The following is a 22088-nucleotide window of genomic DNA, read 5'->3' as shown; positions in this document are numbered from 1 at the left end:
CCGAAACAGAGGTGCCGTGAAGGCGCAGGCCGGACGAGAATAGTCGCGTCGCGGCGGCCACCTAAAACAAAAAGGCCGGGTCTGAAACCCGGCCTTCTCAAAGATCTTATTCGGCTGCAGGCGCTGTGCCCGCTGTCAGAAACGCTGGCAATTCGCCAACGTCTGGCTGCGGCGCGTTTGCCTGATCGACACCGCCTTCGGCACCAGCCGGACGACGGCGGCGCGGGCGGCGTTCACGCGGCTTGCGCGGAGCCTGCTCGTCGTCTTCCGCAGCGGCCACCGGTTCGGCAGCCTCGCCTGCTTCAGCGACGGGGCGCTCGACAACGGGACGCTCGGCCGGCGGACGACGGGTCCGCTCGGGACGTTCGGCCCGCTCAGGGCGTTCCGTCCGTTCGGGCTGGGCAGCAACGGGCGCGGCCGCTTCTTCTTCCGCTTCGTGGCTCACCTGGGCCTGAACCGGCTGGGGCGAGGAGAAGCGCGAGTTCAAATCCGAGACATCGTCATCGAACTCGTTATCGTCAGGGTTCTGGCCATCGCGCGTGCCGTTCAGGGCCTGCTGGGCCGAGGAGACGATACGGAAATAGTGTTCTGCGTGCTGGAGATAGTTCTCCGCCATAACCGAGTCGCCGGACGACTGGGCATCGCGCGCCAGTTGCAGGTATTTTTCGGCGACATGAGCCGCATTTCCGCGGACCTTTACGTCCGGACCGTTGCTCTCATAGTTGCGCGACAACGGATTGACGTGCTTGCGTCCACCGTTCCGGCCACGCTGCCGGTTCTTGTTCTGGTTTGGTCTCATCGGGTCGCTTTGTCTAACTCTAGATCGTTAAGCGTCACATCTGGGCGGACCGGACTTTTGGCCGGTCTGGCCCCACATCCCGCGAACTTCGCACAAGGATGGGGTTATACTGGTTTCATGAAGACCGTATGCTTTCGTGCAGCGCCCCGGAAAAATCCGCCTTCTCTATCCACTTGGCTCCCGCACTCGGGACAAGCACGGCCTCTGCCGCAAGATTTGGATATAGGGTGTGGTCGCCGCGGCGCCCATGATGCGCCATTGACAGCACGTTCAAGCTAGCGGTTTTCACCGGTCTTGACCAGCACAAAGTATTCTATGCCGGGTTTGTGCGCTTCAACACGCTAGATGTGGTGCGCCGAAACCACACGATCAAGCCCGGCAAGGTCTTTCTCGACGCTGATTCGGCCAAACCCCGCCTCGGCAAAGAGCGCCGAAACCGCGGCGCCCTGGTCATAACCGATTTCGACCAGCACTTTTCCGCCCGGCCTCAACCAGTTCGCCGCCTCTGCTGCAATGATGCGATAAGGCCCCAGCCCATCCAGCCCTCCATCGAGCGCCAGCCGCGGATCAAACTCCCTGACCTCGGGCTCGAGCGTTTCGACGACCTCGGACGAAATGTAAGGCGGGTTGGAAACGACGAGATCAAACCGGTCTTCGCTTCCCATTGCCTCGAACCAATCGCCCTGGCTGAAGAGCAATCGGTCAGAAACCCCATTCCGTTCCGCGTTCCGCCTGGCAATTTCCAGCGCCCGCGGATTGATATCCGTCGCCACCCCGCTCGCATCGCGCCGATTGGCCAGAACCGCGATCGGGATGCACCCCGACCCGGTGCCAAGATCGACGAACCGCCCACCCTTCGGCAAAGCCTTCAGCGCCAGGTCGACCAGCAGTTCCGTATCGGGTCGCGGTTCGAGCGTTGCTTCATTGAGGCCGAATTCGAGCCCATAAAATTCCTTGTGGCCGATGATCCGCGCCACCGATTCACCCGTCAGCCGCCTTTGCATCAGCGCGGCGACCTCAGATGCTAACAGTGTGCTAACCAACTCGCGCTCGCGCGTGGCCAATTGCAGGGCGTCAAAACCCAGCGCCTGCCCCACCAGCAGCTTGGCATCGAGGCTCGCCGTTCCAACGCCTTTTTCCGCCAGCACATCCCGCCAGCGCCGCCAAAGCGCGCCTACGGAAACATCCTCGCTCAGTTGGAACTCTCCATCGCCGCCAACTGCGCCGCCTGGTTTTCGGTGATCAGCGCCTCGATCAATTCATCCAGCGCTTCGCCCGCTATCACCTTGTCGAGCTTATACAAAGTCAGGTTGATCCGGTGATCGGTGACCCGTCCCTGCGGGAAGTTGTAGGTCCGGATGCGCTCCGAGCGATCCCCCGAACCCACCTGCCCCTTGCGCTCCGCCGAACGGGCGCTATCCCGCTCCTCGCGCTGCATTTCATAAAGCCGCGCCCGCAACACCACCATGGCTTGCGCCCGGTTCTGGTGCTGGGATTTCAGCGCCGAGGTCACGACGATCCCGGTCGGCAAATGGGTGATGCGCACCGCCGAGTCTGTGGTGTTGACGTGCTGCCCGCCGGCACCCGAAGCGCGCATCGTATCGATGCGGATATCTTCATTTTTGATATCAATATCAATGTCTTCGACCTCGGGCAGCACAGCAACCGTCGCCGCCGAAGTGTGGATGCGCCCCGAGCCTTCCGTCGCCGGCACACGCTGCACGCGGTGCACGCCGGACTCATATTTCATCCGCGCATAAACGCCCTTGCCCGACACATTGGCGATGACTTCCTTGTAGCCGCCCATTTCGCCGGGGCTCTCTTCCATCAGCGTCACCTTCCAGCCGCGCAGCGCTGCATAGCGCTCATACATGCGGAAAAGATCGCCGGCGAAGAGGGCCGCTTCGTCGCCACCCGTGCCGCCGCGGATTTCAAGGATGATCGACTTTTCGTCGGCCTCATCCTTGGGCAGCAGCAGAAGGCGGATCGACTGCGTTAGTTGCTCAAGCTTTTCATCGAGCTCTTCGATTTCGGCCGCCGCCATCTCGGCCATGTCCTTGTCAGGGCCCTTGGCAAGAGACTCGGCTTCCGCGCGGTCGCGCTGGGCCTTTTGATAGGCATTGATCTCACCCACGATCGGCGTGAGATCGGAATGCTCCTTGGAGAGCTTCGCCAGTTCGTCCGGGCTCGCGCCGCCGGAAAGGGCAGCTTCGATATATTGGAAACGGGTGGCAAGCGCGTCGAGCTTGTCCTCAGGCAAAGCGGGCATTCTTGGATCTTTCCAGGCACTATCGGCGCCTTGGATAGTCGTCAGCGCCCGCAATCGCAAGCAGAACTAGGGCCATTGCCATTCGGCCCAGGCCGATACGAAAACGTCCGCCATCGAGAACCGGAGCGCAGAAAGCGGCGTTTGCAGGCCGGCATCGGCCGAAAGGCGAGGCCCTAGCCCATGGGCAGGTTCTGTTTTTCTACCCATTCCTGGAGAAGCGATCGGATCGCCACTCCATCGGCGCCAATGCTGAGCGCCGCCGCAACCGAATCCTGGATCGGCTTCAGGTCGACATTAAGCACCAGTTCCTTGATCGGCCCGATCGAGGCCGGACCCATCGAAAGCCGCGTCATGCCGATCGCCATCAGCGCCAGCGCTTCCATCGGCTTGCCTGCCAGTTCCCCGCACATGGTCACCGGCTTGTTGTGGCGGCGCGCTGCGTCGACCACCAACCGCATGGCGCGCAGGCGCGGCAAAGCAATGGCGTCATAGTTCTTGGAGACGCGCGGGTTGGCGCGATCCGCGGCCGTCAGGAACTGCACGAGGTCGTTCGAACCGATGGAAACAAAATCGGCCTCGGGCATGATCTGGTCGAGTTCGAAGAGCAGCGAGGGCACTTCCACCATGGCGCCCAGTTCGAGCCGCGATGGCACGGGTTCGCCAGCTCGGCGCAGGCGCTCCATTTCCTTGGCGACCACGAGCTTGGTCTGCCGGAACTCAAAAGTCTCCGTCACCATCGGCACGAGAATTTTGAGCGGACGCCCCTTGGCTGCCATCAGCAGCGCGCGAACCTGGGTGCGTAACAGCCCCGGCCGGTCAAGGCCAAGACGGATGGAGCGATAACCCATGGCCGGATTTTCTTCGGCCATCGAGCGCAGATAGGGCACGACCTTGTCGCCGCCGATATCGAGCAGACGGAAGACCACGGGCCGATCGCCGGCAATCGCCATTGCTTCGGCGTAAAGATCCACCTGCTCCTGCAGCCGCGGCAGTTTGCTGGCGATCATGAACTGCAATTCGGTGCGGAAGAGCCCGACGCCGACCGCGCCGGTGTCGTCCAGCATGGGCAAATCAGCCACGAGCCCGGAATTGTGCAGGAGCGTGATGTCGACGCCGTCTTTGGTGATGCTCGGCTTGTCCTTGAGCGCGGCGTAATGCGCCCGGCGCTTGGCCGAAACCCGCACCTTGTCGATATAGGTCTGCTCGACATCGGGCGTTGGCCGCAGATGCACCTGGCCGGCCGGACCATCGATGATGATGTCGTCGCCGCTTTCGCACATGGAGACGATCGAATCGGCCTGCCCCACCGCCACGAGCCCGAGCGAACGGGCCACGATGGCGACGTGCGCGGTCGCGCCACCCTCTTCGAGGACGAGACCCCGCAGCTTCTTGCGATCATATTCGAGCAGTTCCGCCGGCCCCATATTACGGGCGACGAGAATGGCATTTTCGGGCAGTTCGCGGTGCGCGGGCTGGCTCGTATTGGTCAGGACGCGCAGCAGCCGGTTGGCAAGATCGTCGAGATCATGCAGCCGGTCGCGGATATAGGGGTCGGTCTGGCGCAGCATGCGGGCGCGGGTATCGTTCTGCACGCGCTCGACCGCTGCTTCCGCCGAAAGCCCGTTCTCGATCGCCTCGGTCAGCCGGTTCACCCAGCCCCGGTCATTGGCGAACATGCGATAGGTTTCGAGAATCTCTCGATGGTCGGAACTGGGCTGCATATCGCCATGGTCGAGCATGGCGTCGATCGAGACGCGCATGCTGGCCAAGGCCTTGTCGAGCCGCGCCTTTTCCGCCTCGGTATCGTCGGCAATGAAATTGACCACCACGACACGCGGATCGTGCAGCACCACAGTGCCCAACGCGATTCCATCGGTAAAGCTAACGCCGTTGAACATGCGGGGACGCCTGAGATCGATATCGGACCCCGGCTTGATCAGATTGTCGAAGTCCGAGGTCGCGATCATCTCGGCGAGGATTGTGGCCGTAGTCAGCATGGCCTCGGTTTCATCCTCGCCATAGTGGCGACGCTCGGCATTCTGGACGACCAGAACCCCCAGGGTTTGCCCGGCTCTGAGGACGGGCACACCGAGGAATGAATTATATTTGTCCTCGCCCGTTTCTGGGCGATAGGCAAAACCGGGATGGCTGGGTGCGTCGTCGAGGCTGAGGGGTTCGGCTTCCGAGGCAATAAGGCCCACGAGACCTTCGCCGAGGCGGAGCGTCGTCATGTGAACCGATTCGGCCGCGAGGCCCTTGGTGGCGAAAAGTTCGAGCGCGCCGTCATCGCGCAGCACATAGAACGAGCACACATCGGCCCGCATATTGTCGGCAATCAGGCCCACGATCTTGTCGAGCCGCGCCTGCGAAGCCAGCGGCTCCGCCATGGTTTCGCGCAATTGCCGCAGCAGCACCCTTGGGCCGCCTATGGTCGTGACCATCCCACTATCGGCAGCCCCGCCGAGCCGCCCCCCTAATTCGGACGCGGCTCCTTTCCCCTCGAAACGAGATCAGGCGTCCTTCTTGTCCAATCCGTAATAGGTGTGCAGCGCGCGAACCGCAAGCTCAGCATATTCTTCATCGATCAACACCGAGGTCTTGATTTCCGAAGTCGTGATCAGCTGTATATTGATGCCCTTGTCGGCCAGCGCCTTGAACATCGAAGACGCGACGCCCGCGTGGCTGCGCATGCCCACGCCCACGACCGAGACCTTTGCCCCGCCCTTGGAGCCGGAAAGGCGGGCATATTCGAACTTGCCGCCATTGTTTTCGAGCGCCTTGACCGCCTTGTCATATTCGCTGTCGGGCACGGTGAAGGTGATGTCGGTGGTCGCGCCATCATCGGCAATGTTCTGCACGATCATGTCGACGATGATGCCTTCATCGGCCAGCTGGCCGAAGATGGCAGCGGCGACGCCGGGCTTGTCCTTGACGTCGCGCAGGGTGATCTTGGCCTCGGCCTTGGCGAGCGTCACGCCCGAAACGATCTGCTTTTCCATGATCTCATCCTCATCGCAAACGAGCGTGCCGGGGACACCGGGCTTTCCATCGGGCGCAATCTGGGGCGCGTTGGGGTCGTCAAAACTGGAGCGCACCAGGAGGCGCACCTTGTGGGCCATGGCCATCTCGACCGAGCGGATCATCAAGACCTTGGCGCCGAGCGAAGCCATCTCAAGCATTTCCTCGAAGGAAATCTTGGTCATGCGCTGCGCCTTGGGCACGATGCGCGGGTCGGTCGTGTAAACGCCGTCCACATCTGTATAGATATCGCAACGATCCGCGCCGACCGCTGCGGCGACAGCTACGGCCGAAGTATCCGAACCACCGCGACCAAGCGTCGTCACGCGGCCATGAGGCGAAATGCCCTGGAAGCCGGTGATCACAGGCACCCAGCCATCCGTCAGGCGCTTGTCGAGTTCGGTCGGATCGATCTCGGTGATGCGGGCCGCGCCGTGGGAATCATCGGTATGGATCGGCACCTGCCAGCCGGCAAAGCTGCGCGCCTGGATGCCCATTTCGCTCAGCACAATCGCCATGAGGCCGGCAGTGACCTGCTCGCCCGAAGCGACCACGGCGTCATATTCGCGCGCGTCGTGGAATTTGCTCGCCTCGTTGACCCAGCCAACCAGTTCATTGGTTTTGCCGGACATGGCGGAAACGACGACGGCGACTTCATTGCCGGCTTCGACTTCGCGCTTCACATGCAGAGCGGAATGGCGGATGCGTTCTATATTGGCCATCGAGGTGCCACCGAACTTGACGACGATACGGGCCACTTTTTTCCCCGACTAAGCACTACCGGCAAAAGTGGTCTCACTTTTGCGTTTCGGCAGCGCGAAAATCCAAAGTACTTCCCGCCGAACCCGGCGGTACGCTTCATTAGCGCGGGGAAATGCCACAAAGCGCGGTTGGGATCAACTGTGATCACGCTCAGCGTCACCTGCGATCGCGTCCCTGCGTCACCCCGCGCCTTGAACCCGCCCCTCAAGCTGGGCCATATGAGGACCAGAAGGAGCCAACAATGTCCGAAACCACCATCAACGACGCCGAGATCGCCAAATTTACGGCTATGGCCGAGGAATGGTGGGACCCAAAGGGCAAGTTCAAGCCGCTTCACAAATTCAATCCGGTGCGCCTGGCTTATATCCGCGATCACCTCGTTTCCCATTTCGGCCGTGATACCTCGGGCATGCGCCCCCTTGAGGGACTGAGAATCGTCGATATCGGCTGTGGCGGCGGCCTCCTTTGCGAACCCCTTACCAGGCTTGGCGCCTCCGTCACCGGTGTCGATGCGGCCGAGCGCAATATCAGCATCGCCAGGATCCACGCGGATAAGTCCGGCCTCGATATCGATTATCGCCACACCACCTCGGAAGCGCTCGTTGAGGCGGGCGAGAAATTCGATGTCGTGCTCAACATGGAAGTGGTCGAGCATGTCGACAATGTGCCGCTCTATATGAAGAGCTGTGCCGATCTCGTCGGCCCCGGCGGCCTGATGTTCACCGCCACGCTCAACCGCACCGCCCGCGCCTATGCCCTTGCCATTCTCGGCGCCGAATATGTGCTGCGCTGGCTGCCCAAGGGCACGCATGACTGGAAGAAGTTTCTCACCCCCGACGAAATCCGCAGCCTGCTCAAGCGCAATGGTCTGAGCGTGACCGACGAAAAGGGCGTGACCTTCAACCCAATCGCCGACGAGTGGCGCCTCTCTTCCGATATGGGCGTCAACTATATGATCCTTGCCGAACGACCTGCTGCCTGACCCTCATTTGCCGCGCTTGAGCCAAAGCGCCCGCTCGTCGCCGGAAAAGTGCTCGATGGCATAGCGCAGCGCTACGCGCGGCATGGTGTCGGCATGTCTGTCGAGAAAGCCGCACAGCCGCTCCGGCGCCGTGCGCCCGGTTTCGCGCAGCACACCGCCGACCACCTTGTTGATGAGATCCTGAGGATCGTGGACGAGGATTTCGGCGACGGCAAAAGCGTCCTCGAGGTCACCCTTTCGGACAAAGGCCATGGTCGCGAACATGGCGGTGCGCCGCTCCCAGAGATTTTCTGAGCGGGCAAGCGCATAGAGCACCGAACGATCCCTATCGCGCAGCCAGGCCCCGACGATCTGCGGCGCACCAAGATCGACCAAGTCCCAGTTGTTGATCCGGTCGTGCCGGCGCAGATAGAGCACGGCCAGTTCGCCCCGGCGCTCCTCCGTCGTTTTCTTGCCGGCAAATTGCTTGGCCATGATCGAGACGGCCCCGGCGCGAGCCTCGTGAATATCGCTTTCGAGCAGCCTCTCGATTTCATCGAGCGGCATGTCGGCATGGTCTTTGGCGAGCGCAAAGACCGTGCCCATCCGCACGCCGATGAAGCGGTCGCCCTCGCCATAGTCGCCTTTGCCCGATTTGAAATAGCGCCCGATCTTGGCCAGTTCTTCGTCGGACTGGTTGGCCTGCAACTGAGCGACAAAACCTTGCGCCGTCGGGAAACTCGCGCTCGCCATTTTCCGTTGCTGCCTCCAAGGCCACAGCTAAATCGTGATCAGGTCCAGTTCGATGATCTGCCTTAACGGCTGGTCAATACACTGCCCCGAAAATACCGGCGGGGCGCAGTCAAATCAGCAATCGGGATCTTGATAGCCTTTCCATGTCCGACAGCCAGCAATTCAGTGCGACAGCGCCCGTGGAAACCCTTAGACAGGCCGCCTTTGCCTGGCTGACGACTCCGGCTGACCCCAGCAACGAAAATATTCGCGCCGAACTGTGCCGCACGCTCGTGACGAGCAAGGCCGCAGTCGCCCTGGGCGCTGCCAGCGTGATCATTCTGGTCGCCGCCATCGGCTTTCTCAAGGACCCGCTCGAGGGCATATGGGTGGGTGCCGCCGTTGCCGCCGCGCTGGCGCTTCGCCTCCATTCGCTGGCGCGCGCCGCCGCCACGCCCGAAAGCCAAAGCGCCATGCGCATGGTTGTCGAGGCGGGCCTCCTCTACGCCGTCGGCATCGGGCTTGCCGGCGTCGCCGCCATTTCGAGCGGGCAATTGGCCATCGTCGTGCTCGGCGCGCTGGTGGTGACCGGCCTCGTCTTCGGCTTCTGCATCACCAATAGCGGCGTTCCCCGCTTCGCGACGGTCCAGGCCCTGATCGTCATGGTGCCCTTTATCGTCGCGGCCGGCGTTTCCGGGCCTCCGGAAATGCTGATGGTGTTCATCCATGCCCCGATCTGGGTCGGCGGACTGATGCTGCTGATCAAGACCAGCCACCAACGCCTCGCGAGCCTGATCAAGGCCCAGGCAACGAGCCGCTATCTTGCCTATAACGACGCCCTGACCGGCCTTGCCAATCGCGCCCAGGTGATGAGCACGCTCCAGCAATTGGCGACTGATCGCCCCGGCCCGCGCAAACCCGTTCAGACCCATCCGCCCTACCTTTTCTATCTCGACCTCGATGGCTTCAAGGGCGTCAACGACAGTTTCGGCCATGGCGCTGGCGATGCCCTGCTGCAGGCCGTGGCGCAGCGGCTCAAGGACAATGTCCGCCTGTCCGATCTCGTCGGGCGGCTGGGCGGCGATGAGTTCGTGCTGATCCTTGAAGACTATCCGCCCGACCGCATCAGTCCCCTCGCCGAACGCCTGACCGTCGCCCTCGCTCAGCCTTTCGACCTACCCGAAGGCGGAAAGGCCCTGATCGGGGTCAGCATCGGCGGCGCCCCGCTCGGGGAAGATCCGCACCTGGCTTTGGCACAGGCCGACACCATGCTCTATCGCGCCAAGCACCGCGGCCGCGGCACGCACGTTCTCGCAGGCATCTAACGAAAAACCATGACCAAGCGCTTCCAGCGGCGTTCGCCGTGGGATTCTGTTCGTGGCCGGCCCCCGAACATCACAATAAGCGTAAGCCGGCCAAGATTTATCCATCTTATCCCCACCGCCAAATATACCCTCATAATACCCTCATCCAACCTCGCATGGACGGTCTGCAGACGACAGTAGCGAGGGGGCCCGGCAGGGGATCGTCTCCCATGCACGTTCGGGGCTGGCCGCTTGCGACGAGCGATCAAAAGTCGCCGATAGTTCCCGCCCGAAAAGAGGGCACTCCGGAGCGGTATCCGCTTCATCTAACAAAATACTTCGAGGCGAATGCTGCTCCGGGGTCCGTCCATCTTCTCGCACCATGCGACACGACAGCAGGTCACCACTCACCTCATCGAAGCAGCCGTACCGTACGGTACGGTACGGAAAATCCTTGAAGCGGCCCTGGAATGGGTCTAAAGAATAGGGAACTCCGGCCCCACCGGCGACAACGTATTGAGGAAACCGCCATGCCTGTCTATCGCTCCCGCACAACCACTCATGGCCGTAACATGGCCGGCGCGCGTGGCCTGTGGCGCGCAACCGGCATGAAGGACGGCGATTTCGGCAAGCCCATTATTGCGGTGGTGAATTCCTTCACCCAGTTCGTGCCCGGTCACGTCCATTTGAAGGATTTGGGCCAGCTCGTTGCCCGCGAGATCGAGGCAGCCGGTGGCGTTGCCAAGGAATTCAACACCATCGCCGTGGACGACGGCATCGCCATGGGCCACGACGGCATGCTCTATTCGCTGCCGAGCCGCGACATCATCGCCGATAGCGTCGAATACATGGTCAATGCGCATACCGCCGACGCCATGGTCTGCATTTCCAATTGCGACAAGATCACGCCCGGCATGCTCAACGCCGCCATGCGCCTCAACATCCCGGTGGTCTTTGTTTCCGGCGGCCCGATGGAAGCCGGCAAGGCCATCGTCAAGGGCAAGCTGCAGGCGCTGGACCTTGTCGACGCCATGGTGATGGCTGCCGACGACCACTATACCGACGAGGAAGTGCAGGCCGTCGAAGAAGCCGCCTGCCCCACCTGTGGCTCCTGCTCGGGCATGTTCACCGCCAATTCGATGAACTGCCTCACCGAGGCCCTTGGCCTGTCGCTGCCGGGCAATGGTTCGACGCTCGCCACCCACTCCGACCGCAAGCGCCTCTTCCAGGAAGCTGGCCACCTGATCGTCGATCTCGCCCGCCGCTACTACGAGCAGGACGACGAAACCGTGCTGCCGCGCTCCATCGCCACCAAGCAGGCGTTTGAAAACGCCATGGCGCTCGATATTGCCATGGGCGGCTCGACCAATACCGTGCTGCACATCCTCGCGGCTGCCCATGAAGGCGGCGTCGACTTCACCATGGACGACATCGACGCCCTGTCGCGTCGCGTTCCCGTGCTCTCGAAAGTGGCTCCGGCCAAGAACGACGTGCACATGGAGGACGTCCACCGCGCCGGCGGCATTTTTGCCATTCTCGGCCAGCTCGACCGCGGCGGCCTGATCAATCGTGGGGAACCGACGGTTCACGCGGCGACCATGGGCGATGCCATCGACAAGTGGGACATTTCCCGCACCAATTCGGAAAGCGTGCGCAATTTCTACATGGCCGCGCCCGGCGGCGTGCGCACGACGGAAGCCTTCTCCCAGTCCAACCGTTGGACCGACCTCGACACCGACCGCACCAATGGCGTTATCCGTTCGCCGGAAAACCCCTTCTCCAAGGACGGCGGCCTTGCCGTGCTCAAGGGCAATATCGCACTTGAAGGCTGCATCGTGAAAACGGCAGGCGTCGACGAATCGATCCTGAAATTCACCGGCCCGGCCCGCGTTTTCGAAAGCCAGGATTCCACCGTCAAGGCGATCCTTTCCAACGAGATCAAGCCCGGCGACGTGCTGGTGATCCGCTATGAAGGCCCCAAGGGCGGCCCCGGCATGCAGGAAATGCTCTATCCCACGAGCTACCTCAAATCGAAGGGTCTCGGCAAAGCCTGCGCGCTCCTCACCGACGGCCGCTTCTCCGGCGGTACTTCAGGCCTTTCCATCGGCCACGCTTCGCCTGAGGCGGCCGAGGGCGGCGCCATTGGCCTCGTGCGCGAAGGCGACATCGTCGAGATCGACATCCCCAACCGCACCGTCAACGTGCTGGTGTCCGATGCCGAAATGGCCGCCCGCCGCGCCGAACAGGACAAGCTTGGCTGGAAGCCGGTTCACCCGCGCAAGCGCAAGGTGACCACCGCGCTCAAGGCCTACGCCGCTCTCGTGACCTCGGCCGCCAAGGGCGCCGTGCGCGACACCAAGGCCATCGACAAGCTCTGGAACTAAGCGGTTGGAAGTTAGGAGCGCATCTCCCTTGCGGATATATTTCATCAATCTTGACCGGCGACCGGATCGCCGGTTGGAAATGGAAACGCAATTCCGTAGTCTCGGTTTACATGCCGAGCGCATAGCGGCCGTAACACCCTCTGACCTCTCTGAGGACCAGAAGACCAGACACTGTGCCCCACATAACTGGGATTGGATGACACAAGCGGAGTTGAGCTGCAGCCTCAGCCACCTGAAGGCGCTGGAGACGTTTCTCGCCAGCGATGCAGAGCAAGCTCTGATTCTCGAAGACGACGTTCAGATGTCGCGCTCGCTGCCCAGATTTCTGGAAGCGGTGGATGCGCAGCCCGGACACTATGACATTCTGCGGCTCGAAACCTATCTTGACGGTCAGCGGCTGATGCCCTCGATCGAGCGTACCATAGAAGGAATTGATATTCGCCGCTCATGGAGCTGGTGTGCCGGCGCTGCCGCCTATCTCGTTTCGCGTCACGCGGCGAAAAAAATCCTCGACAGCGGCGAGTTCCTTCGGCTGCAGACTGACGGCGCGCTGTTCAATCCTTATCAATCGCTTTCACGACTTTTGGTCGTGCGGCACTGCGTTCCGGGATTAGCTGTTCAGCACGATCGTCTAGACCGCAATCGTCAAGACAGTGACCTGGCAGAGCCGCGCAAGCAGCACGAAAAGCCGCTTCCACTGCCTTGGGCGCAGCGGGCTTTCCGCAAGATCGCTGGCATATTCAAGACCGAGATCGTGTATGGGTCGCAACGGCAGTTTCACACAATTGTGGGCGGCGCGAGAAAGGTGCTTGTCCCGTTCAAGGCCGATTGATCCGACCTTCTTACGACAATCGCGTGACAAGCAAGAACAGCGGTGCTAAAGCCCCGCTCAGCCACTCAGCGGTCTGCCAAGACAGCTGGACTGGTCAGGCCCGATAGCGGGGATTCCACCCTCCCTATTGGGCCGACCCTAACCTCCCAAAATCATTGGATCGCCCCACCGCCTGCTAACACATGGTGTTGTGAGATCGTGCGTTCGAGCCATCGGACAGGCCGACGTTTCGCACGAGCGAACGCAGCGTTCGCCTCGATACCCTGGCGAACACTAATCTGTGTCGCCTCGCCCTGAAGCCTCCATGCTAGCCAGAGCGCAAACTGGGAGACAGATGATGCCGATCAATCGCCGCCACCTCTTGCGCCTTGCCGGTGCCGCCACCGCCTCGGCGGCCCTGACCGGCGCGCTGCGGGCCGAAGGCGGCAGCTTCTCGATCCTGCCTGAGTATGACGGGCTCTTTGCGACCTCGACGCCGCTTCACGTCGGCGACGTGACCCTGCGCGTGCGTGATGCCGAGCTGATGACACGGTTCTATTCGGAGATTCTCGGTCTCTCCGTTCTCGAAACAACGTCGGATACGACGCTGCTCGGTGTCGATGGCATGACGCTCGTCACGCTCGAGCACCGCCCCGATGCGCCCGTGGAGCCGCCCAGCGAGGCCGGGCTCTATCACACCGCCTTTCTGATGCCCTCTCGCGCCGAACTGGCGCGCTGGCTCGTGCACACGGCGATGGCGCAATATCAGTTTTCCGGCTTTGCCGATCACCGGGTTAGCGAAGCCGTCTATCTCGACGATCCCGAGGGCAATGGCATCGAGGTCTATGCCGACCGGGCGCCCGAACTCTGGAGCTGGAACGGCGACACGGTTATCATGGGCACCGAGGCGATCGATTTCGACGGCCTCCTCGCCCTGACCGATACCGAGAATGACACTTTTGTCGGCGCCCCTACTGGCATGCGCATCGGTCATATCCACCTGCGCGCCGGCAATATCGAGGACGCCCGTGCCTTCTATGCGGCCGCGCTCGGGCTCGACATCACCAGCGGTCGGGCAGATGCCGTGTTCCTGTCCTCGGGGCGGTATCATCACCACGTCGCGCTCAACACCTGGCAGAGCGCCGGGGCGGGCCAGCGCAATCCGCAAGCCACGGGCCTAGCCGGCTTCAATCTCCTTGCTGCGGATCAGTCGGTGTTGGACACAGCAAAGGCGCGGCTGTCGACCGCTGGCATCGAATTAAAAGAAGGGGCCGAAAACCTCTCGGTTTCCGACCCCTGGGGTACTGGCCTTGGTATCGTGCTGGCCGTTTAGCGGCCGGCGATCCCATCGAGCGTCGCAAAATCCTCGTCGCTGAGGCTTACGGCCGCAGCGGCGACATTGTCTTCGAGATGCTTGACCTTGCCCGTGCCCGGAATGGGCAGCATGACCGGCGAGCGCTTGAGGAGCCAGGCCAGCGCAATCTGGCTGCCCGACGCATTGTGCTTCTGAAGGATCGCCTTGGCCTCGTCATGGCCTTCGACGAGATCGCCGCCGGCCAGCGGGAACCACGGAATGAAGCCGATGCCGTTCTTCTCGCAATAGTCGAGCACCGCTTCGCTCTTGCGATTGGCGAAATTGTAGAGATTCTGGACGGTCGCGACCTTGAAGTATTTTTGGGCTTCCTCGATGTCGGCGACGCTGACTTCGGAGAGGCCGACGTGACGGACAAGGCCTTCCTTCTGCATGGCGGCGATGACTTCGAACTGATCGGCGCGCGGCGTCTTGGCGTCGATGCGGTGCAACTGCCAGAGATCGAGACGCTCGAGCTTCAGGCGGCGAAGGCTGGTCATGACGCCCTGGCGCAGGAATTCGGGGCGGCCGACCTGGTGCCATTCATCGGGACCCGTGCGGGTGAGGCCGCTCTTGGTGGCAACGATAGTGCCCTTTGAATAGGGCGCCAGGGCCTCGGCGATCAGATCTTCGCTGATATAGGGACCGTAGCTTTCGGCAGTGTCGATGAAGTCGACATTGATTTCGGGCAGGCGTTTCAGCACGCGGATGGCTTCGTCGTGGTTTTCCGGCGGCCCCCAGATGCCCTTGCCGGTGATGCGCATGGCACCAAAGCCAAGGCGGTTGACCTTTAGGTCTCCGCCGATAGCAAAGCTGCCCGACAGGCTTGCGTCGAGTTTGGTCATCTCAATCACTCCATAGAGGGATGCGAAAGGCAGCGGCCTCCATTAGGCGCGCGACCCCAAGCAAGGATTTTGAATTTCAGCCCTCGAGGATACCGAGCTCTGCCCGCAATTTCTTTGTCAGCCCCTTGGCAACCAGAGCGTGCGAGCGCCCGATATAGGCGAGAAGGTCGTCGGCACTGAGGGGCGAGCCCTCGGTCACCGAGACCCATTGGCGCTTAGCGAAATAGGCAGCCTGCTCGACGCCTTCAAGGGCCGTCAGGATATCAAAGCTATCTTCGCCGCATTTGAACACCAGCCGTAGCGGCGTTGCGTCGGAAAGGAGACAAAAAACCTTGCCGCCGACCTTGGCGACGCGCGCATCCCACTGATCTACAAAGGTCACGCCCGCAAGTTCGGCCAAGGCCTTGTCGTATTGGGCGCGATTGTAGAGGTTCAATTATGTTCCTCAGGGACGTCGGGCAGCGGCAGGAAATCGACGCCGTCTTCGAGGAGGGCCGCAACTTCGTCGCGCGTGGCCTCGCCATAAATGCCGCGGGCTTCGACTTCCTCGAAATGGATTTTCCGCGCCTCTTCGGCGAAGCGATCGCCGACATAGTCGGCTTCCGTCGTCACCTTGTTGCGGTATTCGCGCAGCATCTCGCGAAACTTCTTGGCGTCGGGATGCGCGGACGAAAGCGGCACGCGCTCATTGTCGGTCCGCGCCACCGCTGGCGCCATCGGCGCCTTTTCGACACGAGCTTCGCCACACACGGCACAATTGACGATGCCGCGCGCTTTCTGCTCGTCATAGGCGGCAGCGCTTTTGAACCAGGCATCGTAGCGATGCCCGTTCGAACACTGGAGTGCGTACTGGATCACGTTCTTGTCGTTTCTTGTCCGGCGCCGGAGCCGCGCCCTAGTCCTAGCATATAGGAGCCGGGCTCAACCGTGCAAACTGGGCTTGGCGAAATCGCGCGCATTGGCGAGCGCCGGAATGCGCTGCCGCGCTTCCACCACCGCCTGAGGATCGATCTCGGCCACCAGCACGCCCGGCTCATCGTGGTCGAGCTCGGCGATGACCTTGCCCCATGGGTCGATGATGAGCGAATGGCCATAGGTCGACCGCCCATTGGCATGGGTGCCACCCTGCGCCGCCGCAATGACATAGGAGCCGGTCTCGATGGCCCGGGCGCGCAACAGCACGTGCCAGTGCGCCTGGCCCGTGGGCACGGTGAAGGCCGCCGGCACGGCGATGAGGTTGGCCCCGGCATTGGCCAGCGTGTTGTAGAGTTTTGGAAAGCGCATGTCGTAGCAGATGGAAAAACCCAGGGTGAACGGGTCCAGCGGCACGGTGACAGCGTCTTCGCCGCCCTTATAGGTCGCACTCTCGCGATAGGCATTGAGGCCGGCAATATCGGCATCGAAGAGATGGATCTTGTCGTAGGTCGCCAGTTGCTCGCCACTCGGCGCGAACAGCACCGAGCGATTGGCAAAGCGGCCGTCTTCGAGCGGAATGGGCAGCGAGCCGATATGGATGTGGATGCCCAGACGCTTTGCCAACGCCCCCACCTTGGCCAGTTGCGGATGCCCCTCGAAGGGCGCCGCTACAGAAGCCAACTGATCCCGGTTTTCCGGGAAGATCATCGTCACTTCCGGGGTCAGCGCATAATCGACGCCCTGCGCCGCAGCCTCGGTAAGAAGAGGTTCGAGCGCAGCAAGATTGGCTTCCGGATCAAGGCCCGAACGCATCTGGATGGCGGCGATTTTCATGTTTTGGAACCTGGAACGAACTACTGGGCTAGCAGCGGGTCGAGCCCACCGGCGCGGTCGAGGGCCGCCATATCATCGTAACCACCGACATGGGTTTCGCCGACAAAAATCTGCGGCACGGTGCGGCGGCCATTGGCGCGCTGTGTCATGGCTTCGCGCAGTTCTGGATCGAGCACGGTGATTTCGGTGAAATCGACGCCCTTGTCCTCGAGCAACGCCTTTGCGGCGTGGCAATAGGGGCAGGTCGGGGTCGTGTAGATTTCAACTGTGGCCATGGATCTGGGGCTCCAAATAATTGGGTTGGCTCCTTATATGGGGACTTCTTCGCCGCTGACAACGCGGGCAAAGGTCAGAACATCAACTTCGCTCGCTCCATTGCGCAATAAGACCCGCGCAACCGCCTTAACGGTCGCCCCGGTCGTATAGACATCGTCCACTAGCACCACGCGCCGCCCCCTTATGCGCACCAGCGCATCGGCATGGGCAGAAAAGGCGCCCTGCACGTTTCGCGCGCGACCGTCTCCCGAGAGCCCGATCTGCGAGCGGGTCTTTTTGTGACGTCTTACCAGGAATGGATCGACATCGAGGCCGAGTTGGCGGCCGAGGGCCCGCGCCAGGAGGTAGGACTGGTTGTAGCGACGAAAGCGCAGCCGGCTCTGATGCAACGGGACCGGGACGAGCAGCGGCCTTGCGCCCCAATACTCATGCCCCGCACCCACCATTAGACGCGCGCAAAACTGGGCAAGCTCCGTCCGGTCGCCATATTTGAGGCGCGTCACCAGCATTTGCGCCACCGCGCCATAGCGCATGACGGCGCGGGCGCGGGCAAAGGGCGGCGGATCGGCCAAGGCTTCGGCGCTGACCGCGTCCGGCCCCAGCGATACCTCGAAAGGCAGGCCAAGCACCGGGCAGAGCGGCGCGGTAATCGGCGCCATGCCGGCAAAGCATTTTGGACAGAGGCCGACACCTTCGGCGATGGGCGTGCCGCAGGCGGCGCAGACTGGCGGATAGAGCTGGTCGAGCAGCGCCATGGCAAGCCGCCGCCCGCCCTGCAGCACCTTGCCCGAAAGGCCCCCGCCTTTGACTTCGCGCGCCCCGCTCTCCATAAGGACCATAGTGCTTCAAGGCCGCCCCATCGGCCAGTTCTTTTGAGAAGTTTCGGTTTTGTCCCAGCCGCCCCGCCTGTTCGATCCCGCCCAGCTCGTCCGCAACCTCAAGCGGCGCCCCGCGCGTGAGAATTTCGTGCGCGATCTGGTGTTTGACGATCTCGCAGATCGGCTTGGCGCCCATATGCGCAATTTCGCCGACGCCGTTCTCATAGCCCCCGATGTCGACCTCTTGCCCCAACAGGTCGCCACCGCGTCCGGTACCGTCGTCTTTCACCCGGTAGAGGCCTTTGCCGGCGAGGACGACTTCCCCGCTCTGCCCGAGGGAAATTTCGATCTCATCGTCTCCCTGCTTCACCTTCAGGCCGTCAATGACGTGCCCGGCCATATGGCGCGCCTCCGCGCCCGGCTGCGTCCCGATGGGCTATTGCTGGTCGCCATGATCGGCGGAGAAAGCCTTTCTGAACTACGCGAGGCCTTCCTTGCGGCTGACCTAGCCGTCGCGGGCGGCGCCTCGGCGCGCGTCGCGCCAATGGCTCAGGTGCGCGATGCCGGGGCCCTGTTGCAGCGCGCCGGCTTTGCCCTACCCGTCGCCGACGTCGAGACCCATCGCGTCCGCTATGCCAATGCTTTTGCGTTGATGGCCGAACTCAAGGCCTTGGGCGCGGCAAACCCGCTAACTGACCGGCCCCGGCGCTTTGCGACGAAGGCTCTCCTCACTCAGGCGGCTGCCGCCTATCAGGAGGCTTCAGCCGATGAAGATGGTCGCGTTCGCGCTACCCTCGAAGTCATTTGGCTCGCCGGCTGGGTGCCCCATGAAAGCCAGCAGAAGCCGCTACGCCCCGGCAGTGCCAAGGTCAGCCTCGGCGATGTTCTGAAAAAGGGCGAATGATGCTCGATCTTGCTGGCCATATTGCCATCATTTCCGGCTCTCCGGGTTCGGGCAAGACCACCGTGGCCGACACGCTGGCGCATCTGCCGGGCGTGCCAAAGGTCCACGTCCACTCCGACGATTTCTGGGGCAATATCAAGCACGGGCATATTCCGCCTTGGTTGCCGGAATCGGACGAGCAGAACCGCATGGTTTGTCAGATCGCCGCCGATGTTTCAGGCCGCTATGCACGCCATGGCTATCTTGTCGCGCTCGATGGCGTAGTGCGCCCCTGGTGGCTGCCGGCCTTCGAAGCGCTTGGCTTGCCGCTTCATTATCTCGTGTTGCGTCCAAAGGTCGAAGAGGCCATTGCCCGCTGCACGGCGCGCGGCGGCGACAGCCTCACCGACCCAGCTGTGGTTGCCGACCTTCATGGCCAGTTCGCCGATCTCGGCGCCTATGGCAGGCATGTGCTCGACACGACCGGTCTTGATCGCAGCAGCACGCTCGGCGCTGTCATTGCGGCGCTCGAAAGCGGAGCCTATCGTCTCAACTGAACGGGAGGCGACTATGAAAGAGTGCAAGGTTATCCGGGGCAGCCTGAGCTTTCACGGCAAGCAGGGCATGGACTATTTTTCCGGTATTTCAGCCGAGAGCGCCGGCTCAACCGGCATTTGCTTGCACATGCTGGTGCTGCCGCCCGGCGGCAAGGCCAAACCGCATTTTCACGAGAACCACGAGACGGCCATCTATCAGCTCGAAGGTTCGACCTCGTTCTATCACGGACCCAATCTCGAATTTTTGGATGAAGTCCACCAGGGCGACTATGTCTACATCCCGGCCGGCGTGCCCCATCAGCCGTTCAACCCGACCGACAGCATTGCGCGCGCCCTGATCGCCCGGACCGACCCCAACGAGCAGGAAAGCGTCGTGCTGCTGCCCGAAAGCGCCAGCCGCCTATAGTCTTTGCGCGCGCTTACCAAAAATTATCCAAGCCACCCTAGAACTGGACGGAAAGCCCAAAGGGCGTTCGGGAGGAAGTGAGATTTTTAGCGGTCCGCAGAATGCGGCCACAGGAATGCCATGTCCCTCAAGCATATGCCCATCCTCCAGAAATTCCTTCTCACCATCGTCGTCATGGCCGCCGCGGCCGTGATTCTCGGCACGGTGAGCTGGCGCGAAATCACCAGTCTCAAGGACACCATGCTGACCGTCGGCGCCAAGGAAGAGGCGGCGCGCGAAGCAATGGACCTGCGCATGGATATCATCGCCATTTCGCGCATGACCTACCAGCTCGCCATGGCCCCGGAGCGCTCCGAAGATTTCGTCGCCGAAGCCAAGCGCCGCAGCGAGGAAATGCTCGGCCGCTTCCCGAAGATCGAAGCTGCCGCCGACGCCAAGGAATTGCAGCTCCTTGCCGATATCAAGCCGGTCATGTCGGCCTATTTCGGCAAGATCGACGCCATGCTCGCGGTCACGCCGGCCGGCGACATGACCCGGATTCGCGCCGCCCTCGATGAAGCGCTGACCGCCCAGAAGGTCGTGACCGATACCGTAAAGCTCTACAGCACCTATTCGGGCGAGCTGATGGCTTCCATGCGCGCCGATGCTGAAGCACGCGCCAATACCGCGCTGATCGTGGTCGTCGCGACGGCCGGGACCGGTATCATCCTTGGCCTCATCCTCTCTATTCTCATCGGGCGCCGCGCCATCGTCGCCCCGGTCCGCGCCCTTACCCAGAAGATGGAACTGTTGGCAGACGGCCAGCTCGACATCACCATCGAGGAAGCGGCCCGCCGCGACGAAATCGGCAATATGGGCCGTGCCGTCGAAGTCTTCCGCGAAAACGCCCGCCAGATTGCCGCGCTCAGTGCCGAGGAAGCCGAGCGCGCTCGCGCCCTCGTCAACCGTGCCGAAGTCATGGATCGCCTGGCAACCGAGGTGCACACCGTGGTTGAAGCCGCCAGCCGTGGCGATTTCACCTATCGTGTCTCGGGCAATTTTGGTGACGACGGGCTCAACGCCATCGCTTCGAGCCTCAATGGCCTCGTTGAAACCGTCGATCGCGGCCTCAATGAAAGCGGCGAGGTGCTGTCGGCCCTGGCCGATGCCAACCTCAACAAGCGCGTAGAGGGGCACTATGAAGGCGCCTTTGCCCGCCTCAAGACCAACACCAACGCGGTCGCAGATCGCCTGACCGAAATCGTCGGCCGCCTGCGCAATACCTCGCGCGCCCTCAAGACCGCGACCGGCGAAATCCTATCCGGCACCAATGACCTGGCCGAGCGCACCACCCGCCAGGCCGCAACGATCGAAGAAACCTCCGCTGCCATGGAGCAGCTTGCCTCGACCGTGCAGCAGAATGCCGAGCGCGCCGGCGAAGCCAGCAGGGCTTCCGGCGCCCTGACCACTGCCGCCGAAGAAGGTGGCGCGGTGATGAGCGACACCACGGCCGCCATGGAGCGCATCTCGGCTTCGTCGGCCAGCATTTCCAACATCATTGGGCTGATCGACGACATCGCCTTCCAAACTAACCTTCTGGCGCTCAACGCGTCGGTCGAAGCCGCGCGTGCCGGCGAAGCCGGCAAGGGCTTTGCCGTCGTCGCCGTGGAAGTGCGCCGTCTCGCCCAGTCGACGGCCGAAGCCTCGCGCGATGTGAAGAACCTCGTCGAGCAGAGCGGCCGCGAGGTCGCCAGCGGCTCACTGCTGGTTATCGAGGCCGCCAAAAAGCTCAATCTCATGCTCGACATGGCCCGCTCCAGCAATTCCCTGATGGACGGCATTGCCCGCGACAGCCGCGAGCAGGCTTCCGCTATCGACGAAGTCGCCGTCGCCGTGCGGCAGATGGACGAGATGACCCAGCACAATGCCGCGCTGGTGGAAGAGACCAATGCCGCCATCGAGCAAACCGAGGGCCAGGCGAGCGAACTCGACGGCGTCGTGGATATTTTCAGGCTCGATGGCGGTTCGACTACACCAAGGCCAGTGGCTGCGCGGGCCAAGCCCGCGGTGGCGGCCAAGCCTGCCGCAAGCCGTTATCTGTCGCAGGGCAACGCCGCTATCTCGCAGGACTGGAGCGAGTTCTAGGTTCTAGCGCCCGCCCTCCCCCCCGACATCTCTCCCATC

At 62.3% G+C, this 22088-nt stretch carries 21 protein-coding genes; 9 read left to right on the top strand and 12 right to left on the bottom strand.

The window, feature by feature from the left end; translation table 11 throughout:
• Positions 1-106: 106 nt before the first annotated feature.
• The 5 genes from ABW043_RS03430 to ABW043_RS03410 form a co-directional block, all read right to left on the bottom strand.
• Entirely contained in the window at positions 107-799 is a 693-nt protein-coding gene (locus tag ABW043_RS03430; protein WP_353919836.1) for a DUF4167 domain-containing protein, read from the bottom strand.
• A gap of 341 nt (positions 800-1140) precedes the next feature.
• Positions 1141-1995 carry a peptide chain release factor N(5)-glutamine methyltransferase gene (prmC, locus tag ABW043_RS03425; protein ID WP_353919837.1) on the bottom strand — a complete coding sequence of 285 codons (855 nt, stop codon included), beginning with the start codon at positions 1993-1995 and terminating at the stop codon, positions 1141-1143.
• Positions 1992-3068, bottom strand: a complete 1077-nt coding sequence (gene prfA, locus ABW043_RS03420; protein ID WP_353919835.1) for a peptide chain release factor 1 — start codon at positions 3066-3068, stop codon at positions 1992-1994. The genes prmC and prfA overlap by 4 nt, the downstream gene beginning before the upstream one ends.
• Positions 3069-3241: 173 nt before the next feature.
• Positions 3242-5509 (bottom strand): phosphoenolpyruvate--protein phosphotransferase, encoded by a 2268-nt coding sequence (gene ptsP, locus ABW043_RS03415; RefSeq protein WP_353919834.1) that lies wholly within the window; start codon positions 5507-5509, stop codon positions 3242-3244.
• A gap of 69 nt (positions 5510-5578) precedes the next feature.
• Positions 5579-6844: an aspartate kinase gene (locus ABW043_RS03410; protein ID WP_353919833.1), complete on the bottom strand. Its 1266-nt coding sequence runs from the start codon at positions 6842-6844 to the stop codon at positions 5579-5581.
• Positions 6845-7089: 245 nt separating this feature from the next.
• On the opposite strand from ABW043_RS03410, the gene ubiG reads away from it, so the two are divergent.
• Positions 7090-7830: a bifunctional 2-polyprenyl-6-hydroxyphenol methylase/3-demethylubiquinol 3-O-methyltransferase UbiG gene (gene ubiG / locus ABW043_RS03405; protein ID WP_353919832.1), complete on the top strand. Its 741-nt coding sequence runs from the start codon at positions 7090-7092 to the stop codon at positions 7828-7830.
• 3 nt (positions 7831-7833) lie between these two features.
• On the opposite strand, the gene ABW043_RS03400 is transcribed toward ubiG, so the two are convergent.
• Complete coding sequence (locus tag ABW043_RS03400) at positions 7834-8562, bottom strand: DNA alkylation repair protein (RefSeq protein ID WP_353919831.1); 729 nt, start codon at positions 8560-8562, stop codon at positions 7834-7836.
• Between the two features lie 179 nt (positions 8563-8741).
• Between ABW043_RS03400 and ABW043_RS03395 the strand changes: the two genes are divergently transcribed.
• The 4 genes from ABW043_RS03395 (at position 8742) to ABW043_RS03380 (ending at position 14373) form a co-directional block, all read left to right on the top strand.
• Positions 8742-9866, top strand: coding sequence for a diguanylate cyclase domain-containing protein (locus ABW043_RS03395; RefSeq protein ID WP_353919830.1), 1125 nt, complete (start codon positions 8742-8744; stop codon positions 9864-9866).
• 509 nt (positions 9867-10375) lie between these two features.
• The gene (gene ilvD, locus ABW043_RS03390; protein ID WP_353919829.1) at positions 10376-12229 is read left to right on the top strand and encodes a dihydroxy-acid dehydratase; all 1854 of its coding nucleotides are present in this window, start codon (positions 10376-10378) and stop codon (positions 12227-12229) included.
• 4 nt (positions 12230-12233) lie between these two features.
• On the top strand, positions 12234-13061 hold the full coding sequence (locus ABW043_RS03385; RefSeq protein WP_353919828.1) for a glycosyltransferase family 25 protein: 828 nt from the start codon (positions 12234-12236) through the stop codon (positions 13059-13061).
• Between the two features lie 337 nt (positions 13062-13398).
• Entirely contained in the window at positions 13399-14373 is a 975-nt protein-coding gene (locus ABW043_RS03380; RefSeq protein WP_353919827.1) for a VOC family protein, read from the top strand.
• Here ABW043_RS03380 and ABW043_RS03375 read toward each other — a convergent pair.
• The 6 genes from ABW043_RS03375 to ABW043_RS03350 all read right to left on the bottom strand — a co-directional run bounded on the left by ABW043_RS03375 (position 14370) and on the right by ABW043_RS03350 (position 18100).
• Positions 14370-15236 carry an aldo/keto reductase gene (locus ABW043_RS03375; protein WP_353919826.1) on the bottom strand — a complete coding sequence of 289 codons (867 nt, stop codon included), beginning with the start codon at positions 15234-15236 and terminating at the stop codon, positions 14370-14372. The two genes, ABW043_RS03380 and ABW043_RS03375, sit on opposite strands and share 4 nt — an antisense overlap.
• Before the next feature lie 76 nt (positions 15237-15312).
• Positions 15313-15672, bottom strand: coding sequence for an MmcQ/YjbR family DNA-binding protein (locus ABW043_RS03370; RefSeq protein WP_353919825.1), 360 nt, complete (start codon positions 15670-15672; stop codon positions 15313-15315).
• Complete coding sequence (locus tag ABW043_RS03365; protein ID WP_353919824.1) at positions 15669-16094, bottom strand: DUF1178 family protein; 426 nt, start codon at positions 16092-16094, stop codon at positions 15669-15671. Before ABW043_RS03365 ends, ABW043_RS03370 begins: the two co-directional genes overlap by 4 nt.
• 63 nt (positions 16095-16157) lie before the next feature.
• Positions 16158-16985, bottom strand: a complete 828-nt coding sequence (locus ABW043_RS03360) for a carbon-nitrogen hydrolase family protein (RefSeq protein WP_353919823.1) — start codon at positions 16983-16985, stop codon at positions 16158-16160.
• A 20-nt stretch (positions 16986-17005) separates the two neighbouring features.
• Positions 17006-17260, bottom strand: coding sequence for a glutaredoxin 3 (gene grxC, locus ABW043_RS03355; protein WP_353919822.1), 255 nt, complete (start codon positions 17258-17260; stop codon positions 17006-17008).
• 33 nt (positions 17261-17293) lie between these two features.
• Entirely contained in the window at positions 17294-18100 is an 807-nt protein-coding gene (locus ABW043_RS03350) for a ComF family protein (protein ID WP_353919821.1), read from the bottom strand.
• A gap of 49 nt (positions 18101-18149) precedes the next feature.
• Here ABW043_RS03350 and ABW043_RS03345 point away from each other — a divergent pair, with 49 nt between their 5' ends.
• The 4 genes from ABW043_RS03345 to ABW043_RS03330 all read left to right on the top strand — a co-directional run bounded on the left by ABW043_RS03345 (position 18150) and on the right by ABW043_RS03330 (position 22049).
• The gene (locus ABW043_RS03345; protein ID WP_353919820.1) at positions 18150-18983 is read left to right on the top strand and encodes a methyltransferase domain-containing protein; all 834 of its coding nucleotides are present in this window, start codon (positions 18150-18152) and stop codon (positions 18981-18983) included.
• A complete protein-coding gene (locus ABW043_RS03340; protein WP_353919819.1) occupies positions 18980-19519 on the top strand; it encodes an ATP-binding protein in 540 nt (179 codons plus the stop codon). Before ABW043_RS03345 ends, ABW043_RS03340 begins: the two co-directional genes overlap by 4 nt.
• A gap of 13 nt (positions 19520-19532) precedes the next feature.
• Positions 19533-19925, top strand: coding sequence for a cupin domain-containing protein (locus tag ABW043_RS03335; RefSeq protein WP_295412656.1), 393 nt, complete (start codon positions 19533-19535; stop codon positions 19923-19925).
• Positions 19926-20045: 120 nt separating this feature from the next.
• The gene (locus tag ABW043_RS03330; protein ID WP_353919818.1) at positions 20046-22049 is read left to right on the top strand and encodes a methyl-accepting chemotaxis protein; all 2004 of its coding nucleotides are present in this window, start codon (positions 20046-20048) and stop codon (positions 22047-22049) included.
• Positions 22050-22088 lie beyond the last annotated feature (39 nt).

It is taken from the genome of Devosia sp. (assembly GCF_040509215.1).
Classification (GTDB): Bacteria; Pseudomonadota; Alphaproteobacteria; order Rhizobiales; family Devosiaceae; genus Devosia.
The sequence above is the reverse complement of the archived record's forward strand: the minus strand, read 5'-3'. Positions and strand labels throughout refer to the sequence as shown.

Bases quoted from the DNA above. Each gene is read 5' to 3' on its own strand.
- ABW043_RS03430 (WP_353919836.1), bottom strand. From the start codon at position 799: ATGAGACCAAACCAGAACAAGAACCGGCAGCGTGGCCGGAACGGTGGA.
- prfA (WP_353919835.1), bottom strand. From the start codon at position 3,068: ATGCCCGCTTTGCCTGAGGACAAGCTCGACGCGCTTGCCACCCGTTTC.
- ptsP (WP_353919834.1), bottom strand. From the start codon at position 5,509: ATGGTCACGACCATAGGCGGCCCAAGGGTGCTGCTGCGGCAATTGCGC.
- ubiG (WP_353919832.1), top strand. From the start codon at position 7,090: ATGTCCGAAACCACCATCAACGACGCCGAGATCGCCAAATTTACGGCT.
- ABW043_RS03400 (WP_353919831.1), bottom strand. From the start codon at position 8,562: ATGGCGAGCGCGAGTTTCCCGACGGCGCAAGGTTTTGTCGCTCAGTTG.
- ilvD (WP_353919829.1), top strand. From the start codon at position 10,376: ATGCCTGTCTATCGCTCCCGCACAACCACTCATGGCCGTAACATGGCC.
- ABW043_RS03380 (WP_353919827.1), top strand. From the start codon at position 13,399: ATGCCGATCAATCGCCGCCACCTCTTGCGCCTTGCCGGTGCCGCCACC.
- ABW043_RS03375 (WP_353919826.1), bottom strand. From the start codon at position 15,236: ATGACCAAACTCGACGCAAGCCTGTCGGGCAGCTTTGCTATCGGCGGA.
- ABW043_RS03360 (WP_353919823.1), bottom strand. From the start codon at position 16,985: ATGAAAATCGCCGCCATCCAGATGCGTTCGGGCCTTGATCCGGAAGCC.
- grxC (WP_353919822.1), bottom strand. From the start codon at position 17,260: ATGGCCACAGTTGAAATCTACACGACCCCGACCTGCCCCTATTGCCAC.
- ABW043_RS03350 (WP_353919821.1), bottom strand. From the start codon at position 18,100: ATGGTCCTTATGGAGAGCGGGGCGCGCGAAGTCAAAGGCGGGGGCCTT.
- ABW043_RS03340 (WP_353919819.1), top strand. From the start codon at position 18,980: ATGATGCTCGATCTTGCTGGCCATATTGCCATCATTTCCGGCTCTCCG.
- ABW043_RS03335 (WP_295412656.1), top strand. From the start codon at position 19,533: ATGAAAGAGTGCAAGGTTATCCGGGGCAGCCTGAGCTTTCACGGCAAG.
- ABW043_RS03330 (WP_353919818.1), top strand. From the start codon at position 20,046: ATGTCCCTCAAGCATATGCCCATCCTCCAGAAATTCCTTCTCACCATC.